This window comes from Brachybacterium sp. GCM10030268, assembly GCF_042666305.1.
GTDB lineage: Bacteria > Actinomycetota > Actinomycetes > Actinomycetales > Dermabacteraceae > Brachybacterium.
Genome location: NZ_JBHTCW010000016.1, coordinates 22,361 through 41,898, shown reverse-complemented (window position 1 = coordinate 41,898; position 19,538 = coordinate 22,361). Strand labels below are relative to the sequence as shown.

The 19,538-nt window shown below is 69.0% G+C and carries 14 protein-coding genes; 9 read left to right on the top strand and 5 right to left on the bottom strand.

The annotated features are described in order from the left end of the window. Positions 1-39: 39 nt before the first annotated feature. Positions 40-1,713 (bottom strand): extracellular solute-binding protein, encoded by a 1,674-nt coding sequence (locus tag ACFQRD_RS16045; protein WP_377018665.1) that lies wholly within the window; start codon positions 1,711-1,713, stop codon positions 40-42. 465 nt (positions 1,714-2,178) lie between these two features. Here ACFQRD_RS16045 and ACFQRD_RS16040 point away from each other — a divergent pair, with 465 nt between their 5' ends. Then, complete coding sequence (locus ACFQRD_RS16040; RefSeq protein WP_377018663.1) at positions 2,179-2,880, top strand: hypothetical protein; 702 nt, start codon at positions 2,179-2,181, stop codon at positions 2,878-2,880. On the opposite strand, the gene ACFQRD_RS16035 is transcribed toward ACFQRD_RS16040, so the two are convergent. Further along, positions 2,840-4,027 (bottom strand): endo-1,4-beta-xylanase, encoded by a 1,188-nt coding sequence (locus tag ACFQRD_RS16035; RefSeq protein ID WP_377018662.1) that lies wholly within the window; start codon positions 4,025-4,027, stop codon positions 2,840-2,842. The two genes, ACFQRD_RS16040 and ACFQRD_RS16035, sit on opposite strands and share 41 nt — an antisense overlap. 38 nt (positions 4,028-4,065) lie before the next feature. Then, positions 4,066-6,435, bottom strand: a complete 2,370-nt coding sequence (locus ACFQRD_RS16030) for a glycoside hydrolase family 3 N-terminal domain-containing protein (protein WP_377018661.1) — start codon at positions 6,433-6,435, stop codon at positions 4,066-4,068. A gap of 366 nt (positions 6,436-6,801) precedes the next feature. On the opposite strand from ACFQRD_RS16030, the gene ACFQRD_RS16025 reads away from it, so the two are divergent. From ACFQRD_RS16025 to ACFQRD_RS15990, 8 genes are all read left to right on the top strand, one after another. Further along, positions 6,802-7,968, top strand: a complete 1,167-nt coding sequence (locus tag ACFQRD_RS16025) for a Gfo/Idh/MocA family protein (protein ID WP_377018996.1) — start codon at positions 6,802-6,804, stop codon at positions 7,966-7,968. Further along, entirely contained in the window at positions 7,965-8,714 is a 750-nt protein-coding gene (locus ACFQRD_RS16020; protein WP_377018660.1) for a ThuA domain-containing protein, read from the top strand. Before ACFQRD_RS16025 ends, ACFQRD_RS16020 begins: the two co-directional genes overlap by 4 nt. A gap of 56 nt (positions 8,715-8,770) precedes the next feature. After that, positions 8,771-9,850: a Gfo/Idh/MocA family protein gene (locus ACFQRD_RS16015; protein WP_377018995.1), complete on the top strand. Its 1,080-nt coding sequence runs from the start codon at positions 8,771-8,773 to the stop codon at positions 9,848-9,850. Positions 9,851-10,225: 375 nt separating this feature from the next. Next, positions 10,226-11,404, top strand: coding sequence for a Gfo/Idh/MocA family protein (locus tag ACFQRD_RS16010; RefSeq protein ID WP_377018659.1), 1,179 nt, complete (start codon positions 10,226-10,228; stop codon positions 11,402-11,404). A 72-nt stretch (positions 11,405-11,476) separates the two neighbouring features. Then, the gene (locus ACFQRD_RS16005; protein WP_377018658.1) at positions 11,477-12,568 is read left to right on the top strand and encodes a Gfo/Idh/MocA family protein; all 1,092 of its coding nucleotides are present in this window, start codon (positions 11,477-11,479) and stop codon (positions 12,566-12,568) included. Between the two features lie 542 nt (positions 12,569-13,110). Then, complete coding sequence (locus ACFQRD_RS16000; RefSeq protein WP_377018657.1) at positions 13,111-14,427, top strand: extracellular solute-binding protein; 1,317 nt, start codon at positions 13,111-13,113, stop codon at positions 14,425-14,427. After that, positions 14,424-15,440 carry a carbohydrate ABC transporter permease gene (locus tag ACFQRD_RS15995; protein ID WP_377018656.1) on the top strand — a complete coding sequence of 339 codons (1,017 nt, stop codon included), beginning with the start codon at positions 14,424-14,426 and terminating at the stop codon, positions 15,438-15,440. Before ACFQRD_RS16000 ends, ACFQRD_RS15995 begins: the two co-directional genes overlap by 4 nt. Continuing rightward, a complete protein-coding gene (locus ACFQRD_RS15990) occupies positions 15,440-16,279 on the top strand; it encodes a carbohydrate ABC transporter permease (RefSeq protein ID WP_377018655.1) in 840 nt (279 codons plus the stop codon). The genes ACFQRD_RS15995 and ACFQRD_RS15990 overlap by 1 nt, the downstream gene beginning before the upstream one ends. A gap of 188 nt (positions 16,280-16,467) precedes the next feature. On the opposite strand, the gene yicI is transcribed toward ACFQRD_RS15990, so the two are convergent. Continuing rightward, complete coding sequence (gene yicI, locus ACFQRD_RS15985) at positions 16,468-18,513, bottom strand: alpha-xylosidase (protein ID WP_377018653.1); 2,046 nt, start codon at positions 18,511-18,513, stop codon at positions 16,468-16,470. Between the two features lie 88 nt (positions 18,514-18,601). Continuing rightward, positions 18,602-19,537 carry a carbohydrate ABC transporter permease gene (locus tag ACFQRD_RS15980; protein ID WP_377018652.1) on the bottom strand — a complete coding sequence of 312 codons (936 nt, stop codon included), beginning with the start codon at positions 19,535-19,537 and terminating at the stop codon, positions 18,602-18,604. Position 19,538: the final 1 nt, after the last annotated feature.

The window sequence follows — 19,538 nt, the reverse complement described above, 5'->3', positions numbered from 1 at the left end:
CCACCTTCGTCGTCGACACCTTGCGATACATGAATTCGCTCAGCCGTTGGTCTCGGCGAACCGGGCCCGGGCTCCATTGAGAAGTTCGAGATATCGCGGCAGACCCGCAGCCTCGAGCTCCTCAACGAACGCCTCCCATTCGCTCATATCGCGCTGGCCCATGATGAACTGCAGCGTGGCGGTGTCCACCGCGTCCTTGAGAGGTGTGGACAGCAATGAGGCCTGTTCGAGCTCGGCCTCGTCCAGAGGCGCCGGCGGGATCGGATCCCGCGGCGTGCGCACCGTGAGCACGTCATCGATGTACTGGACGAACTCGGGCGTGCTGTAGGACTCCTTGAGGGCACGGGACTCCGTAGCCTCCGCCGGGAATGTCGAGTAGCCGAGATCGATCTTGATGTCGGTCTCGGCACCGGAATTGATGTTGTAGTCATCGAGCGAGAAGCCGTCCATCAGCTCGATGGTGCCGTCCTCGGACTTCGTGTAGTTGACGTCCTTCTCTCCCCACCGCAGCATCTCGCGGGCGTCCGGGTTGTAGTAGAGCCAGTCCAGGAACTGCAGGGTGGCCAGGAAGTGCTCGGACTCCGTGATGTCGGAGCTGAGCATGAACCCGTGCCAGAAGTTCCTCGGCTCGATCTTGTCGCCCGCGGGACCGGCGGGCGGCGGGATCAGCGTGACCGCGTAGTTCCCCTCGCCGACGGTCTCGTTGAGTGCCTGGGCGAACTCGATCGCGGTGCCCGAGGAGCCGGAGGCGGCGAAGCAGGTCTCCTGCGCGAACTTCTCGTCGACGCCCGCCGCACCGGTGCCGTCGTTGGATGCGGTGAGCGACTCGCCGTCCAGGAGCCCGTCCTCGACCAGGCCGCGGAAGTATTCCACCATCGACTTGTACTCGTCGGTGGTGGCGGCGTACACGAGCTCGCCGTCTTCCCCCTCGAGCGTGCCGTCGCCGAAGCCCCAGCCGGCGACCGTCCCGAAGGCATGGGCGGCGTAGTTGAGCATCGACTGCGCCTCGAAGCCGTCGGCGAGCGGGACGGAGTCGGGGTACTTCTCCTTGATCAGCAGCAGCGCCTCGCGCAGCTCATCCCAGGTGTCCGGCACGCCACCGGCGACCTCCTCGAAGACGTCCTTGCGCACGACCAGGCTGAACATCGGGACGGAGACCTCTTGGAAACCGGGCACCATGTAGTACTTGCCGTCGGACTGCTTGATGTTCTCGATCATCTCGCCCAGATCCCATTCCTCCACGTACTTCTGGAAGTTGGGCATCTTGTCGGCGTAGTCGCTCAGGGGGACCACGGCTCCGGACGAGACGAACGGGGAGTCCTCGCCCGTGTACACGAGAGGAATGAGGGTCGGCGCATCGCCGGCGCTGATCAGCAGACTGCGCTTCTCCTCGTGATCGCTGAAGGGGATGTGCGTCAGCGTGATCTCGACGTTGGTGAGCTCCTTGATGTGCTCGAAGATGCGCCACGTGTCCTTGACACCGACATCCGGCCAATCAGTCCAGAGCATGCTCACCTGTATCGGTTCGGTGGCCTTGAACTGCATGTCGGCGGCGTAATCCTCCATCGCCCCGACGTTCTGGCTCTCGATGTCGACCTCCTCGCCGGTCCCGGACCCGCACGAGGCGAGCGCGAGGGAGCCGAAGGCGGCGGCGGAGAGCCCGACGAAACTGCGCCGGCTGGGGGAAAAGTGGAATGGGTGTGGCGTCGTCATTGCCGTCTCCTCATCGAGATCCTCGCCGCACAGGAAGGTCTGTACGGCCGAACAGGTCGACGTCGACCTGCTGATACTGCGCGGTGCTCGGCCGTCGGGCCGGAACGAATCCACCGGATCCGCCTCATGGCCCAGTGACCGGACGCCGTGCGGGACGCATCCTCACGTCACCTCAAGGCGCCGACCGATTTTCACTGAAGTTTCGGTCCCGCTTGTACATTAGTTGTCGCACTGGTCTCGGTCAAGAGATTCGTCACATAGCCCCGAAGGCCGGGGCCGCTGGCCGCTCATCGGCTGTGACCTCTGCTTTCGTCGGGCTCGTCGGCCCGGAACAGCCATCGCGGGACATAAAGGAGCGGTAACGTTCCCGCAACAACCTCTCGCCTACTGTCGAAAGTTTCGGCCGCTCGGGACATGATGGCCATGGCTCTCAGCATCCGTCCGCGCCGGCCCGAAAGGGGAGCAATGACGCCCTCGCCCGCATCCCGCAGCCTGTTCATCGCTCTGACGGAGGGAACATACTGGTTCCTGGTCATCGGCGTGCTGCTCGCCCTCGGCTCGTCCCCGACACTGCTGGCGTGGATGCTCCTCGGCGATGCTCCGTCCACGGCGTTCGTCCAGACGATCGCTGCGGTGCCGCTCGCTCCCGCGGTGACCGCGGCGCTTCATGCCTGGCGCGCTCGCGCCCAGGATCCCGAACCGGTCCCTGCCGCCCGCTTCCTGCACGGCTATCGCGCCACCGTCGTGGACAGTCTCAAGGTCGCCGTTCCGGCCGCCGTCGTCCTGGGCGTGCTGGCCACGAACCTCAGCCACGGGTACGCCGTCGGGACGCAGGGCCTGAACCTCGCGTTCGTGGTGATCGGGGCCCTGGTGCTGGTGGTGTCGGTGCGCGCGCTGACCATCGCCTCCGGTTTCAGCTTCCGGCTGCCCGACCTCGTGCGGCTGTCGTTCCACACCTCGGTGACCATGCCGCGACCCACCGTGTCGCTGGTCTGCCTCGGGATCGTCACGCTGGGTATCGTCCACGTCGCCGGCGTCCTCACGGTCCTCCTCGCCGCACCGCTGCTGACCTTCGCGCTCTGGTGGTCGCAGCAGCCGGTCGCCCACGTGATCCGGGAGCGATTCGTCAGCCCGGAAGCGGAGTCCGCATCAACTCCCGCTGTGTGACGATGCCGCCTCGCGGCACCGTCACACAGACCGACGCACCGGCGATACTCACCGAGTAGTCACCGGCGAACCCTCGGAAGCGCAGGACGCCGTCGTCGTCCGTCCGCCGTTCCTCGCACTCCAGCCACCAGTCCGTGCCGATCAGCGCACGCAGTGCGTGATACCCCGGTTTGGGGGTGCCGTCGGGCCGGACCAGGCCGGCGGGCGCGCCGAGCCAAGCGGTGGCGTCGTCCAGACCCCAATAGGTCAGCGACTCGACCGTGTCGTGGGAGAGCACCGTGCGGTAGTGCCGCACGAGCTCGTCGGCCTGCCGCTCCTCTCCCTCGGGGGTCGAGGGCCAGGAGTCGACGACGTAGTCGTTGAGATCCCCGATGTGGGACGGCATCAGGTCGCCCGAGACCAGAGTGGTCTCGGTCATCTGGATCGGCAGGCCGAAGCGGGAGAAGCGGTCGATGACCGCGGAGATCTGCTCCTCGCCCCGATACCCCTGGTGCATGTGGGTCTGCAGGCCGATCGCATCGATGCGGATCCCGGCCTCCAGGCATTCCTCGATCACGTCCTCGTAGTCCGTGGAGAGGTCGAAGTCGTTCAGCACGAGACGTACGTCCGGATCGGTGGCTCGGGCTGTCTCGAAGGCCAGCCGGATCACGTGCATTCGTCCACGAGCCCTGGCCAGTCGGGAGATCGCATTGGGTTCGGCCTCGAAGACGGGCAGGATCACCGTCTCGTTGATCGCATCCCACTGGTCGACGAGGCCGGCGAAGTCGTTCACCTCTCGGGTGACACGAGCTCGGATGGCCTGCTCCACGTCCTCATCGCGCCGGTCCAGCAGCCACTGCGGGGCGAGCGTGTGCCACACGAGCGGGTGTCCCTTTATACGGACCCCACGACTCCGCAGCTGCTCGGCGAGGCGCCGCAGGCGAGCAGTGCCGGGGCGCCCCGGGGACGGCTCGAACCAGCGCCAGTAGAAAGGCAGGGTGGCGGAGTTGAAGAGACCGTGCCACAGGGACGCCAGGTCATCCGGGGCGCCGGGCTCGGGCAGGTCGAAGGCCGTGCACCCGAATCCGAAGGCATGCCGGGTCTGCTCGACCGTGGCGGTCACATGCTTCAGCGGAGCGCCGCTGGCATCGACCAGACGCAGTTCCACGGGTTCGAGACGTCCCGTCGGAGCCGACGAGGTCGCCATCACTCGGCCGGCGGGGAAGCCGCCACGCCGGCCAGTGCACTCGGCATCTCGCGGCCGACCGGCACGACCGTCGCCGGCGTGACGAGCACCCGGTCGCCGTCGCCGACCTCACGCACCTCGCCGACGACTCGGAAAGAGGCCTCGTGCGCGGTGTCCTCGCTCGAGGCGCCCACGCGCACCCGAAGCTCGCCGGGCTCGACGATGCGCCGGTAGTCCTCTCCGAGGAAGGCGGCGCGGTCCATGTGCAGATCGAAGGTGACCCGGGCGCTCTCCCCCGGGGCGAGAGCGACCTTGGTGAAGCCGACGAGCCGCTTCAGGGGGCGCACCACCGAGGCGACGGGGTCGCTGAGGTAGAGCTGGACGACCTCCTTGCCCTCGCGCTCGCCCACGTTGGTCACCACTGCCGAGACCTCGACGGCGCCGTCGGGCGCGACCTCGGTGGCCGAGACCTCCAGGTCCGAGTACTCGAAGCGGGAGTAGCCGAGACCGTGGCCGAAGGGGAACAGCGGCTTGGGATCGATGTTGGAGATGCCGTCGCTGACCCACGCCAGCACCGGGGCCAGATAGGTGCCGGGCTGGCCGCCCATGCCGCCGGGGATGCCGATGGGCAGGCGGCCCGAGGGGTTCACGCGACCGGAGAGGACGCCGGCGATCGCGCTGCCGCCCTCCTCGCCGGGCATGAATGCCTGCACGATGGCGGCGCAGCGGTCGACGTAGGCGCCGAGCGCGTAGGGACGACCGGTGACCATCACCAGTACCACCGGGGTGCCGGTGGCCAGGACGGCTTCGACCAGCTCGTGCTGGGCGCCGGGCAGCTGGAGGTCCGCGACGTCGCAGCCCTCGCCCGAGGTGCCGGCTCCGAAGAGTCCGGCGATGTCGCCGACGGCGAGGACCGCGACGTCGGCGGCCTCGGCCGCCGTGACGGCCTCGGCGATCCCGGCGGTGCCGGTACCGGTGAAGTCCGTGCCCGCGACGGTGGTGACCGTGGAGCCGGGGAACTCGGCGGTCATCGCCTCGGCGAGCGACGGAACGGGGACGGCGGTGCCGTTGTCCTCGAGGCGGGAGAGGACGTGGTTGGTGAAGCTGTAGCAGCCCAGGAAGCTGCGCGGCTCGACGGCGCTGGGGCCTATCAGGGCGATCCGGCCCGGGGCCGCCAGCGGCAGGGTCGCGGCGTCGTTGCGCAGCAGGACGATGGACTCCTCGGCCAGCCGGCGCGCGACCTCGCGGTTCTCGGCCGGGTCCAGGTCGATGGCCTCGCCGGTCGTGGCGGGGTCGAAGCCCGGATCCAGCAGGCCCAGCTCCACCTTTTGGCGCAGCACGCGCCGCACCGCGGTGTCCAGCACCTCGACGTCGAGGTCCCCGTCCTCGATGGCCTCCAGCAGCAGCGGGAAGGTGTTGGTCTCGGGCAGCTCGACGTCCATACCGGCGCGGAGCGTGGTCACGGCGGCCTCGCGCGTGGTCTCCACGACCCGGTGCATGGACTGCAGGAAGTTCACGGCCCAGTAGTCGGAGACCACGGTGCCCTCGAAGCCCCACGTCTCGCGCAGCAGCTCGGTCATCAGCCAGTGGCTGGCCGCGGGGGCGATGCCGTCGACGTCGGCGTAGGAGTTCATCACCGCGCCGACCTCTCCCCGGCGCACGGCCATCTCGAAGGGGACCAGGTCGATCTCGTGGAACTCGCGGCGGCCGATGGAGACCGGGGCGTGGTTGCGGCCGGCGCGCGAGGCGGCATGGCCGGCGAAGTGCTTCAGCGTGGCGATCACGCCGGAATCCTGCAGACCCCTCACGTACTCGGTGGCCAGCATGCCGGTGAGGTACGGGTCCTCCCCCATGGTCTCCTCGATGCGGCCCCAGCGGTAGTCGCGCACGATGTCGAGGACGGGCGCGAGGCCGACATGGGTTCCCAGTGCCCGCATGTCCGCGCCGATGCGACGGGACATCTCGCCGATCAGCTCCGGGTCGAAGCTCGCACCCCAGGCGATGGCGGCGGGATAGGTGGTGGCCTCGTGCGCCATCAGCCCGGTCAGGCATTCCTCGTGTGCGATCGCCGGGATCCCGTGCGGGGAGTTCTCGGTGACGGTGGCCTGCATGCGGCGCAGGTTCTCGACACCTTCCTGCGCAGTCATCGGGGCGCTGCCGAAGGGACGGGTGATGTGCCCGAGACCGTTGCGCGCCGCCTCCTCGAAGGGATCGCGGCCCTCGTCGAAGGTGGACTGCATGGGGGCGAAGCCCTCCGCGTCACCGATCTCCGGCCGCTTCCAGTAGCTGCCCAGCTGAGCGACCTTCTCCTCCAGGGTGAGGTCGGCCAGCAGCGCCTCGACGCGCTGCTCGGTGCCCACCGAGGGGTCTGTCCACGCGGGAACGGTCATGGGGTGCTCCTTCGCACTGCCGACGAGGGCACGCATCGGCGTCGGCCACTCGGGGTTCGGTCTCGTTTAGCAAGTTTTCGGCCACTTTCGGTGGTGCCGAGACTAGATGAGCGTCCGCTTGCCGGTCAACACCGGCGGCGCGATAGGGTGCAAGCGGTTCCCGACGGACGCTCCCCGGCCCCGGCGCTCCACGGCCTCCCGCGTCATCACTGGCCAACGGACTTTTTCGGCATGGACGCCGTGCCGGTGGGGATCGACCGCCGCGTCGGGAGCAGCGCCCCCCCGTCGTCCCGAAACTTTTCCCGAGGAGCCGTGAGACAGCCCGTGACATCGCCGCATCAAGATATCCGACCGCTGCACGTCGGCATGGTCGGCTACGGCTTCATGGGGGCCGCCCATTCCCATGCCTGGCGCACCGCGCATCGCTTCTTCGACCTGCCGCTGACGCCGGTTCTGCACTCCATCGCGGGCCGCACGGACAGCTCCGTGCGCGCGGCCGCCGAGCGCTACGGCTTCGCCTCCGCCACCACGCGCTGGCAGGACCTGGTCGAGGATCCCCAGATCGATCTGATCGACATCTGCACGCCGGGCGATACCCACCTCGAGATCGCCACGGCGGCGCTGGCCGCGGGCAAGCACGTGCTGTGCGAGAAGCCGCTGGCCAACTCGGTGGAGGAATCCGAGCAGATGGCCCGGGCCGCGCAGCAGGCGCGCGAGGCCGGATCACTGACGATGTGCGGGTTCAGCTACCGCCGCACCCCCGCGCTCGCCTACGCCCGCCGCCTGGTGGCGGACGGCGCGGTCGGCGAGATCCGCCAGATCCGGGCCAACTACCTCCAGGACTGGCTCTCCGACGCCGACGCCCCCATGACATGGCGTCTGGACAAGGACAAGGCGGGCTCTGGGGCCCTCGGCGACATCGGCGCCCACGTCATCGATCTCGCCCAATGGGTCTCCGGCCAGCACATCGCGGAGGTCTCCGGCACGCTGGAGACGATAGTTCCGACCCGGCCCGCGGCAGGGACCGCGGAGGGACTCGGCGGCCGCGGCGACACCTCCGGCGAGCGCCAGCAGGTCACGGTCGACGACGTCGCACTCTTCACCGCCCGCTTCGCGAACGGCACGCTGGGCTCCTTCGAAGCCACCCGGATGGCGCAGGGCCGCAAGAACGCGATGCGCCTGGAGATCAACGGCTCGAAGGGCTCCCTGTCCTTCGACTTCGAGCGGATGAACGAGCTGCAGTTCTACGACGCCACCGCACCGGAGGGGCGGCAGGGCTTCACCCGCATCCTCACCACCGAGCCCGAGCACCCCTACGCCGAGGCCTGGTGGCCCACCGGGCACGGCCTCGGCTACGAGCACACCTTCACCCACGAGATCGCGGACCTCGTGCGCGCGATCGGCGAGGGCACCGAGCCCTCCCCGTCCTTCGAGGAGGCGCTGCAGGTCCAGCGCGTCCTCGCGGCCGTCGAGTCCAGCTCGGACCACGGCAGCAGCTGGCAGCGGATCGACACTCAGGAGAACACCCGATGACCGACCACCCCACCTCCTCGACCAGCATCTTCGTCGACGAAGGCCAGGATCCCGGCGCCCGCAGGGCGCTCGTCGTCCGCGGCGGCTGGGACGGCCACCAGCCCGTCGAGACCACCGACCTGTTCATCCCTTTCCTGCGGGAGAACGGCTTCGACGTCCGCATCGAGGGCTCCCCGGCCGTCTATGCCGACGCGGAGTACATGGCCACGGTGGATCTGATCCTCCAGTGCAACACGATGTCCACCATCGAGAAGGAGGAGTTCGAGGGCCTGCGCGCGGCCGTCGAGGCCGGCACCGGGCTGGCCGGCTGGCACGGCGGCATCGCCGACAGCTACCGCAGCAACTCCGACTACCTCACGCTGATCGGCGGCCAGTTCGGCTGCCATCCCGGCAAGCATCCCGACGAGCGCACCGGCGAGCAGTCCGACAACTACGTGCCCTACACCGTGAACATGCTGCCCGAGGCCGCCGAGCATCCCATCACCCGGGGCATCGAGGACTTCGACCTGGTCACCGAGCAGTACTGGGTGCTCTCGGACGACTACATCGACGTGCTCGCCACCACCACGCAGAAGGTGCGCGAATGGGATCCGTGGCACCGCCCGGTGACGTCCCCGGCGATCTGGACACGGCAGTGGGGTCAGGGGCGCATCTTCGTCTCCACGCCCGGTCACCGGGTCGAGGTGCTCGAGGATCCGAACGTGCGCACCATCGTCGAGAGGGGCCTGCTGTGGGCAGCACGCTGAACGATCAGGAGACCACCTCGGTTCCGGCCGGGGCGGTCGGCGGCGACCGGGAGCCGATGCGGATCGGCATGATCGGCTGCGGCGTGATCTCTCGGCAGTACCTGGCCACCCTCGACGCCCTGCCGGGGGTCGAACTGGTCGCCGTCGCCGACCTCGACCCCGAGCGCGCGCAGGCCGCAGCGGAGGGCCGGGAGGGAGTGCGGGCGCTGGGAGTCGACGAGCTGATCGCCGATCCCGATGTCGACACGGTCCTGAACCTGACGATCCCCGCCGCCCACGCCGATGTCGATCTGCGCGTCATCGCCGCCGGCAAGAACGTCTACTCCGAGAAGCCGTTCGCGGTCACCACCGAGGAGGGGCGGGCGGTCCTCGAGGCCGCCCGCGGGGCCGGGGTCGTCGTCGGCAGCGCGCCGGACACGGTGCTGGGCACCGGCACCCAGACCGCCCGCGCCGCGATCGACGACGGCCTCATCGGCACCCCGATCGCCGCGACGGCGACCATGCTCACCCCGGGCCATGAGCGCTGGCATCCGCAGCCGGACTTCTACTACGTACCCGGCGGCGGCCCGCTGCTGGACATGGGGCCGTACTACATCCACGCCCTGGTCACGCTGCTGGGACCGATCGACGCGGTGATCGGGGCGAGCAGCCGGCTGCGCCCGGAGCGCACGATCGGCTCCGGTCCCCGCCAGGGCGAGAGCATCCCGGTCACCACCGACACCCATGTCACCGGTGTGCTCGTCCACGCATCCGGCGCGCTGTCGACGCTGGTGATGAGCTTCGACGCGGTTGCGACCGCGTCCCGCCCGATCGAGATCCACGGCACCGGAGGCAGCCTCGCCGTGCCCGATCCCAACCGCTTCGAGGGCGAGGTCTCCGTGCACCCGCTCGGCGGGGACGGCTGGGAGACGCTGCCGGAGTCGGCCGGATACGTCGGCGCCTCCCGCGGCATCGGACTGGCCGACATGGCCGAGCGCGGAGCAGCCCTGCGCGCGAGCGGAGAGCTGGGCCAGCACGTCCTCGAGGTCATGAACGCCGTGCTGGAGTCCTCGACCAGCGGGCGCAGGACCGAGATCACCAGCACGTGCGAGCGTCCCGACGCGGTCGGCCTCCAGGATCTGCAGACGCCCGCCTGACCTGGTGCCGTCCGAGCCGTGCCGTCCGAGCGGTGCCGTCCGAGCGGGGACGCTCGGCGGCCCGTTCGGGCTGAACCGCTCGAGGCTGCACCGCTCGGGCTGGTACGACACACCGCATGCCGTGGCAACATCCTGCACGCGACTGCTACGGCCGTGGTGATGCAGGACACTTCTGGAAACGGCTTACCGGAGCCAGGTGCGGCGCTGCAATGGCGCGACCCGCCCGATGCCGCAGCACGGCGCTGCTGGCAGGGCACGTCGTACAAGCCCGGCCCAGACTCCGAGCCACCTCTCACCCTCACTGACCCCCACCAATCGCCCACTCTCCATCGCTCACCGTTCGCCCGCCCCACCGCCGGAAAGGCTCTCCGCCTCATGCTCAACGTCGCTGTCATCGGTACCGGCAACATCTCCGACGCCCATCTCGGTGCCTACCTGGAGGCGTCCGACGAGGTGCGCATCGTCGCCCTGGCCGACCTGACGCTCGAGCGGGCCGACGCCAAGCGTGAGGCGTTCGGCCTGACGGAGGCCCGCTCGTACGCGGACACCGACGCGATGTTCGAGGCCGAGGATCTCGACCTGGTCAGCGTCACCACGCCCCCGTCGGCCCACCGCCCGGTCGCGGTCAAGGCGCTGGAGGCCGGCATCAACGTGATCGTCGAGAAGCCGATGGCCCCCTCGCTCGAGGACTGCGACGCCATGATCGAGGCGCAGCGCTCCAGCGGGAAGATCCTCTCGGTGATCGCGCAGAACCGATTCCGCGACGAGATGATGGGGCTCAAGGCCGTCCTGGACTCGGGCAAGCTCGGATCGATCTCCCACACCCGCATCGCCTCGGAATGGTGGCGCGGGCTGTCCTACTACGACCTGTGGTGGCGCGGCACCTGGGCCTCCGAGGGCGGCGGCTGCACACTGAACCACGCCATCCACCACATCGACATCGCTCTGTGGCTGCTGGGCCGGCCGCAGGCGGTCGCGGCGATGATGACCAACGCTCAGCACCACAACGCCGAGGTCGAGGATCTCGGGGTGGCGATCCTGCAGTACGAGCGCGGCCTGGCGGAGCTGACCAGCTCCGTCGTCCACCACGGCCAGCAGCAGGAGATCGTGATCCAGGGCGAGCACGCCCGCGTCTCCCAGCCCTGGGCCGTGGTCGCCGAGACCCCTCAGCCCAACGGGTTCCCGACCCCCGAGGGCAACAGCTCGCTGGTCGCCGACCTCGAATCCTTCAACGCGGCACTGCCGAAACTGGAGCACACCGGCCACGCCGGCCAACTGCGCGACGTTATCGCCGCGATCAGGGAGGGCCGGGACCCGCTGATCACCGGCGAGGACGGCCGACGGGCCCTGGAACTGGTCACGGCGATCTACGCGGCGGCCATCGAGCGCCGCACCATCGACCTGCCGATCCCGGCCGATGACCCCTACTACCGCGCCGGCACCCTGGAGGCCAGGGCACCGCACTTCTTCGAGAAGACCGCCTCGGTCGCCTCCCAGGACGGCGGCATCACCGTCGGCGGGACGGACCCGGCCGGTGCCGCGGCGGCGTCCTGAGCCTGCCCGCGCCCCTCCCGTCCGACTCCCCGTCCCAGACCACCCAGACCGTTCGTCGAAAGGACCCCTCCCATGGCCGCCTCCGAAGGAGCCGACTACGCCCCCGCCGAGATGCCCAGCCCGGTCGTCGAGCCCGGCGAGTTCGTCTTCGCCGCGATGCACCTCGACCACGGCCACATCGGCGGCATGACCCAGGGCCTGCTCGGGGCCGGGGGCACCCTGAAGTGGGTCTACGATCCCCAGCCCGAGCGCGCCCAGGCGTTCCAGGAGAAGTTCCCGCAGGTGAGAATCGCCGAGAGCGAGGAAGAGGTCCTCGCCGACGAGGAGGTCCACCTGGTCGCGGCCGCCGCGGTCACCTCCGACCGCGCGGCCCTGGGCATCCGCGTGATGGAGGCGGGGAAGGACTACTTCACCGACAAGGCCCCGCTGACCACGCTCGACCAGCTCGCGAAGGCGCGCGAGGCCACCCAGCGCACCGGGAAGAAGTACGCGGTCTACTACTCCGAGCGGATCCACGTCGAGGCCGCCGTGCTCGCCGGCCAGTACATCGAGCGTGGCGCCATCGGCGACGTCATCCAGGTGATGGGCATGGGCCCGCACCGTCTCGGTGACCCCGCCTCCCGGCCCGACTGGTTCTTCGAGCGCGCCCGCTACGGCGGCATCCTCACCGACATCGGCAGCCACAACTTCGAGCAGATGCTCACCTTCACCGGCTCCGACGACGCCGAGATCCTCTCCAGCTCGATCGGCAACTTCGGCCACCCCGACCACCCCGAGCTCGACGACTTCGGCGACGCCCACATCGCCCTGTCCAGCGGCGCCTCCGGGTACGTGCGCGTGGACTGGTTCACGCCCGACGGGCTGCGCACCTGGGGCGACGGCCGGACGTTCATCCTGGGCACCGAGGGCTACATCGAGCTGCGCAAGTACCTCGACGTCACCACCGACAACGGTGGCGGCCAGGTCATCCTCGTCGACGGCAAGGGCGAGCACCGCATCGAGGCCAACGGCCAGGTGGGCTTCCCCTACTTCGGCGAGCTCATCCTCGACGTGCTCAACCGTACGGACAACGCCATGACCCAGGACCACGCCTTCAAGGCGGTCGAACTCGCCGTGAAGGCCCAGAACCAGGCGCGGGTGCTGGCCTCGGCACCCACCGCCTGAGCCTGCCCTGCTCCCCGAGAGCCCGGTGACCTCGTGGTCGCCGGGCTCTCGTCTGTCCCCGGGCGGGGCGCGCGGGGCCTGCGAGCGGAGGGGGCGATGGCACGAACCTGTAGCTGTGTGGCATCTGCCCTGCTCTGAGAGGGGTCTCGGTCCGCTCAGCTACACCTTCGTGCCACACCCCGCTCGACACGCCCTCACGATGGCGGAGACGCTGCACACCGGCCGGGCGCTGTATGCCGCGCGGGGCGCTGCACACCGGCCGGACGCTGCACGCCGGCCGGGCGCTGCATGCCCCGGAAGACGCCCCTCCACACGCTCCCTTCCACGCACTCGCGCCAGGCCACGATGAGGAGCCGACCAGCGCCCTTCCGACTCCGCATGTGCTGGTCCGGGCAGTTCTTGTCGCGGGGAGAGTTTCGAACGGGCATCGGACCATGACCTGGGCTTGACCACTCTGGATCGCGCGGGCTACCTTGACACTGCACTCGCACTTTCCGAAAGCTTTCGGCACTGTTGCCGGACCTGCGAACTGGAGTACAGCAATGAAGCCTGTCACCCGCCGCGCGACTCTCGCCGGCCTCGGGATCTCCGTCCCTGCCCTCGCCACCCTCAGCGCCTGCGGCGGCGGCGCCCAGCCCTCGGGAGGGGCCGGCTCCCCGTCGAGCCTGTCCGTCTGGGCCCTCACAGGCGCCAAGCAGGACACCTACCAGGCCTCCTTCGACGCCTGGAACGAAGCGAACCCCGACAACGAGTTCGCCGTGCAGTTCTTCGCCAACGATGCCTACAAGGAGAAGATCCGCACCGCGATCGGCTCCGGCAACGCCCCCACCCTGGTGTTCAACTGGGCCGGCGGCACCCTGGCCGATTACGTCGACAACGAGTCCGTCGTCGACCTCACCGGCAAGGTGGACGACGTGCTGGGCCGCACCATCCCCTCGATCGCCGATGTCGGCAAGATCGAGGACAAGCAGTACGGAGTGCCCAACAACGACACCCAGCCGGTGATCCTGTACTACAACACCGAACTGTTCGAGCAGCACGGCGTCACCCCGCCCACCACGTGGGACGAGCTGATGTCCGCCATCGACACCTTCTCCGCCGCCGGCGTCACCCCGCTGTCCCTGGCCGGGCAGAGCGTGTGGCCGGAGCTGATGTACATCCAGTACCTCACCGACCGCATCGGCGGCGAGGGCGCCTTCCAGAAGGTGCTGGAAGGCGAACCGGAGGCCTGGTCCGAGCCGGCCATCACCTCCGCCCTGGAGTCCATCGTCGAGCTGGTCGACGCCGGCGCCTTCGGCTCCGGCTTCGGGTCGGTCACGGCCGATGCGGGTGCCGATGCCGCGCTCGTGCACACCGGGCAGGCCGCGATGCTGCTCCAGGGCAGCTGGGTGTACGGCACCTTCAAGCAGGACGCCCCCGAGTTCGTCGCCGACGGCAAGCTGGGCTTCCTCAACTTCCCCGAGGTCGAGGGCGGCGAGGGCGACCCGGCCAACGTGGTCGGCAACCCCGCCAACTACTGGTCCGTCTCGGCCGACGCCGACGAGGAGACCCAGGAGCTCGCGATCCAGTACCTCAACGAGTACAACCTCAACGACGACATGGTCGATGACTTCCTGTCCATCGGCGCCATCCCCGCCGTGGCCGGGCTGGAGGAGAAGCTCAAGGGTCTGGACGACGAGGACTTCCTGACCTTCGCCTACGACATGGTCCTGAACGCTCCCCACTTCCAGCTGTCCTGGGACCAGGCGCTGCCCCCGGCCCCGGCCCAGGAGCTGCTGACCAACCTCTCCCAGATCTTCCTGGGGGAGATCGAGCCCGCGGACTTCGTCGCCAACATGAACGCGACCATCGACTCATGACCTCGGCGCAGTCCCCCACGCATCCGTCCGCCGCCGGCGCGGCCGGTGTGGACCCGTCCCGGGAGGACGCTGCAGGCTCCCGGGACGGATCCCGTGGCGGTATCGACAGCCCCCGCGGAACCGGCGACCGGGCCCGCACGGGCTACCGGACCGGCCCCAGCAACTGGCTGCTGCTGCCGGCGCTGAGCTTCTTCGGCATCTTCGCGCTGCTGCCGCTGGCGGGCGTGGTCGTGCTGTCCTTCTTCGCGTGGGACGGGCTGGGCACGCCGCAGTTCGCCGGCCTCAGCGCCTGGTTCACCGTCTTCCAGGACCCGGTCACGCTGAACGCCATGAAGCTGACGTTCCTGCTGACGGCGCTGAGCTACGTGGTGCAGTTCCCGCTGAGCCTGCTGCTGGGCACGTTCATGGCCGGTCATCAGCGGTACCGCGAGGCCTTCTCCGTGCTGTACTTCCTGCCGCTGCTGTTCTCCGCCGCGGCCATCGGGATCACCTTCGGGGCGCTGCTGGACCCGAACTTCGGGCTCTCCCGCGCCTTCGGTCTCGACTGGCTCGGCCAGGACTGGCTGGGCTCGCCCAACCTGGCGTTCTACACGGTGATCATGGTGATCTCGTGGTCCTTCGTCCCGTTCCACTCCCTGCTCTACCAGGCGGGTGTGCGGCAGATCCCCGCCTCCATGTACGAGGCGGCGACGCTGGACGGGGCCGGCCGGGTGCGACAGTTCTTCAACGTCACCCTGCCGCAGCTGAAGTACACCATCGTCACCAGCTCCACCCTGATGCTGGTGGGGTCGCTGACCTACTTCGATCTGGTGTTCATCCTGACCCAGGGCGGCCCCGGCAATGCCACCCGGATCCTGCCGCTGGATATGTACCTGACCGGTTTCCGGTCCTATCAGATGGGCCCCGCCAGCGTGATCGCCGTGATCCTCGTGGTGGTGGGCCTGCTGCTGTCGCTCACCCTGAACCGGATCTCGGGAGCCGACCGCATGGAAAGCCAGATGGAGGGCGCCTGATGAGCATCTCGACCACGAGCGGTCACCGCTCCCCCAACGTCATCGGCGGCGTCCTCGCCTTCCTGTGGCTGCTGGTCATCCTGGTCCCGATCTACTACATCGTGGTCACCAGCGTGCGGCCGCAGTCGGACTACTACTCGTCCAACCCGCTGTCGCTGCCGCTGAACTTCACGTTCGAGCCGTATCGGTACGTGCTGGAGAACGACTTCCTGCGCTACTTCGCGAACTCGGTGTTCGTCACGGCGCTCACCGTGGTCGCCGTGGTGGTGTCCTCGCTGCTGGCCAGCTACGTGATCGTGCGCAGCCGCACCCGGCTGGCCCGGTTCAGCCAGCGCCTGTTCCTGCTGGGCATCGCCATCCCCCTGCAGGCCACGATCATCCCGATCTACTACCTGATCGTGGAGCTGGGCCTCTACGACACCCTGTGGGCGCTGATCCTGCCCTCGATCGCCTTCGCCATCCCGATCACCGTGCTGATCCTGACGAACTTCCTGCGGGACGTCCCCAAGGAGCTGTACGAGTCCATGACGGTCGACGGGGCGAGCGACTGGCAGATGTTCCGCTCGCTGGTGATCCCGCTGGCGAGGCCCGCGATCGTCACCGTCGGCATCTACGACGCGCTGCAGGTGTGGAACGGGTTCCTCTTCCCCCTGGTGCTCACCCAGAGCTCGGAGCAGCGCGTGCTGCCCCTGTCGCTGTGGGCCTACCAGGGCGAGTTCACCCAGAACATCCCGGCCGTGCTGGCCGCCGTGATCCTCTCCGCGCTGCCGATCCTGGCGCTGTACATCGTCGGCCGCCGACAGCTGATCAGCGGCCTGACCGCGGGCTTCAGCAAGTAGCACCCCTATCCGGCGCCAGCCGTCGGAGACGACGAGCCGGCCGCTGCATCCGATCGTGGATGCGGCGGCCGGCTCGTCATGGCTGCCGCGGAACCCGCGGGCTTCCCCATCGCTGCCCCGGCCCCCGCCACGGCCGACGGTCGTGGCGGGGCCCGGGATGGCCGGCCTGGGCTCGACCGGCCGGGGACTCAGCCGTCGATGGCGGCGATGTCGAGCCCCAGATCTTCTCCGTCGCGGACGTACAGCGGCAGCGTCATGACGCCGTGCCTCTGGCGCAGCCAGCGCCCTCCGGTCTCGACGGTGCCGTCGAACACGGAGGTCCAGCGCCCCTCGGGGAGGTAGAACTCCACCTCGCCCTGCGGGTCGAACACCGGCGCCACCAGCAGGGAATCGCCCAGCATGTACTGGGTGTCGATGGCGTGGCAGGTGCGGTCCTCGGGGAACTCGAGCACCATCGGGCGCAGCAGCGGGGTGCCGTGCTCGTGCGCCTGCCGCGCCATGTCCTGGAGGTACGGCACCAGCTGCTGCTTGAGCACGGTGAAACGGCGCGCCACGGCCACGGCCTCGTCGTCGAACGCCCACGGCACCCGGTACGAGCTGGAGCCGTGCAGGCGCGAGTGGGACGAGAGCAGGCCGAAGGCCAGCCAGCGCTTGAACACCAGCGGGTCCGGGTTGCCCTCGAAGCCTCCGATGTCGTGGCTCCAGTACCCGAAGCCGGAGAGCGCCAGCGACAGCCCGCCGCGCAGGGTCTCGCCCATCGAGGGCAGCGAGGAGTCGTTGTCCCCGCCCCAGTGGACCGGGTACTGCTGGCCGCCGGCCGTCGCGGAGCGGGCGAACAGCACGGCGTCACCCTCCCCGCGCCGCTGAACGAGCAGGTCGAACACGGTGCGGTTGAACAGGTGCGTGTAGTAGTTGTGCATCTTCTCCGGATCGGCCCCGTCGTGCCAGGAGATGTCCCGCACCGGGATGCGTTCACCGAAGTCGGTCTTGAAGCAGTCCACGCCCATGTCCAGCAGGGCCTCGAGCTTGCCGCGGTACCAGCGCACGGCCTCGGGGTTGGTGAAGTCCACCAGCGCCATCCCCGCCTGCCACAGGTCGGTCTGCCACACGTCGCCGGAGGTGGTGCGCACGAGGTAGCCGTGCTCCATGCCCTCGTCGAACAGATAGGACTTCTGGGCGATATAGGGATTGATCCACACGCAGACCTTCAGCCCGCGCTCGTGCAGGCGCCGGATCATGCCCTCGGGATCCGGGAACGTGGCCGGATCCCAGATGAAGTCGCTCCAGGTGAAGCCGCGCATCCAGAAGCAGTCGAAGTGGAAGACGGACAGCGGGATCCCGCGCTGCTCCATGCCGTCGATGAAGGACATGACGGTGGCTTCGTCGTAGTCGGTGGTGAACGACGTCGACAGCCACAGTCCGTACGACCATTCCGGCACCAGCGGCGGCCGGCCCGTCAGGCCGGTGTAGCGGCGCAGCACGTCCTTCGGCGTGGGGCCGTCGATCAGCAGGTAGGTCAGGGACTGACCCTCGACGGAGAACTGCACGCGGGTGGTCATCTCCGAGCCGACCTCGAAGGACACCCCGCCGGTGTCCTCGACGAACACGCCGTACCCCCGCGAGCTGAGGTACAGCGGCACGTTCTTGTACGCCTGCTCCGAGGTGGTCCCGCCGTCCTCGTTCCAGATGTCGACGCTCTGGCCGTTCTTCACGAAGGCGCCGAAGCGTTCACCGAGCCCGTAGATGCTCTCCCCCGGTCGGAGCGTGAGCTGCTCGTGCATGTACCGCTTCCCGTCGGGCGCGATGACGTGCGCGATCGACCGTTCCAGGGAGCTGGTCAGCTCGCGTCCGGCCGAGACGAAGTCCGCCTTCCACTCATCCCCCCGGGCGATCCGCAGCTCGAGGTCGCCGGCGGCGAGCGAGACGGCCCCGTCGGCGCCCTCGGTGATCACGCCGCGGTACTGCGCATCCGCGGCGATCTCGAAGCGCGGCTCGGGAATGCGCACCCCGCGATGATTCTGGACGCGCACCCGGATCACGCCGTCGGCGACGGCCTGGTAGGTGACGGTCAGCTGCGGGTTGTTCAGGGTGTCCCCGCGGGTGTGCACGGGCCGGACCGGGGCGTAGGCGCGCACCTCTGACTGCTCGGCATCGACCTGGAGGTCGTGGACCTGCCGTCCGCGCTGGACGGTGAAGCCTTCGCGGTCGAGCCAGTATCCGTTGGTGAAGCGCATGGTCAGCGTTCCTTTCGCGGGGTCGGGGAAGAGTCCTGCGGCGCCACGTCCTGTGGCGTCACGTCCTGTGGCGTCACGTCCTGTGATGTCACTTCACGGCCCCGGCCGTGACACCACGGGTCAGGGTGCGCTGGAAGATCAGGAAGAAGATGAAGGTGGGCAGCAGCGAGAGCAGGGCTCCCGCGTTCAGCGTCGGCACGTCGAGCATGCGGTCGCCCTGCAGCGACGACAGCGCGATGGGCACCGTCTGGTTGTCGTTGCTGGTGAGCATGACCAGCGGGATGAAGAACTCGTTCCACGTCCAGATGAAGAAGAAGATCATCAGCACGGCCATGGTCGGGCGCACCACCGGGTACACGATCCGCCACAGGATCTGCCAGCGAGTGGCACCGTCCAGCTGCGCCGCCTCCAGCAGCGCGGGCGGGAAGGTGCCGAGCACGGAGGCGAGCAGGTAGGTCCCGAACGCCGACTGGACGACGGTGAAGATGATGACGATCGACCAGGGGTTGTCCGTCAGCCCGACCATGCGTGCCATGTCGAACAGCGGGTAGATCAGCACTTCCTGCGGCAGCATGTTGGCCATCAGGAAGAGGCCGACGAGCCACAGGCGCCCCGTGACCTTCCCGACGCCGAGCGCATAGGCGTTCAGCAGGGACAGCAGCACGGCGAAGACGGAGACCAGGGCGGAGGTCCACAGCGAGTTCCACAGCTTGACCGGGAAGTTCACCCGCTCCCAGAACGCGGTGAGCCCGTCGAGGTAGAGGCCGCGGGGCAGGGACAGGGGCCCGCCGGCGGAGTAGTCCGCCGGGGACTTGAAGGCGTTCAGCAGCATCAGCAGGAACGGGGCCACCATGAACACGGCCATCGCGAGGGCGAGGGCCAGCACCACCCAGCGGGCCCACCCGCGGTGGTGGCGGTCCCGTCGACGACGCGGCGACGGGGTCGCCGGGCCGGTCGGGGCTCCGGCGCCCTCGGGCGCAGCGGCCCCGGGGGCGGGGGCGGAAGCAGTCATGTCTGCGGCCATG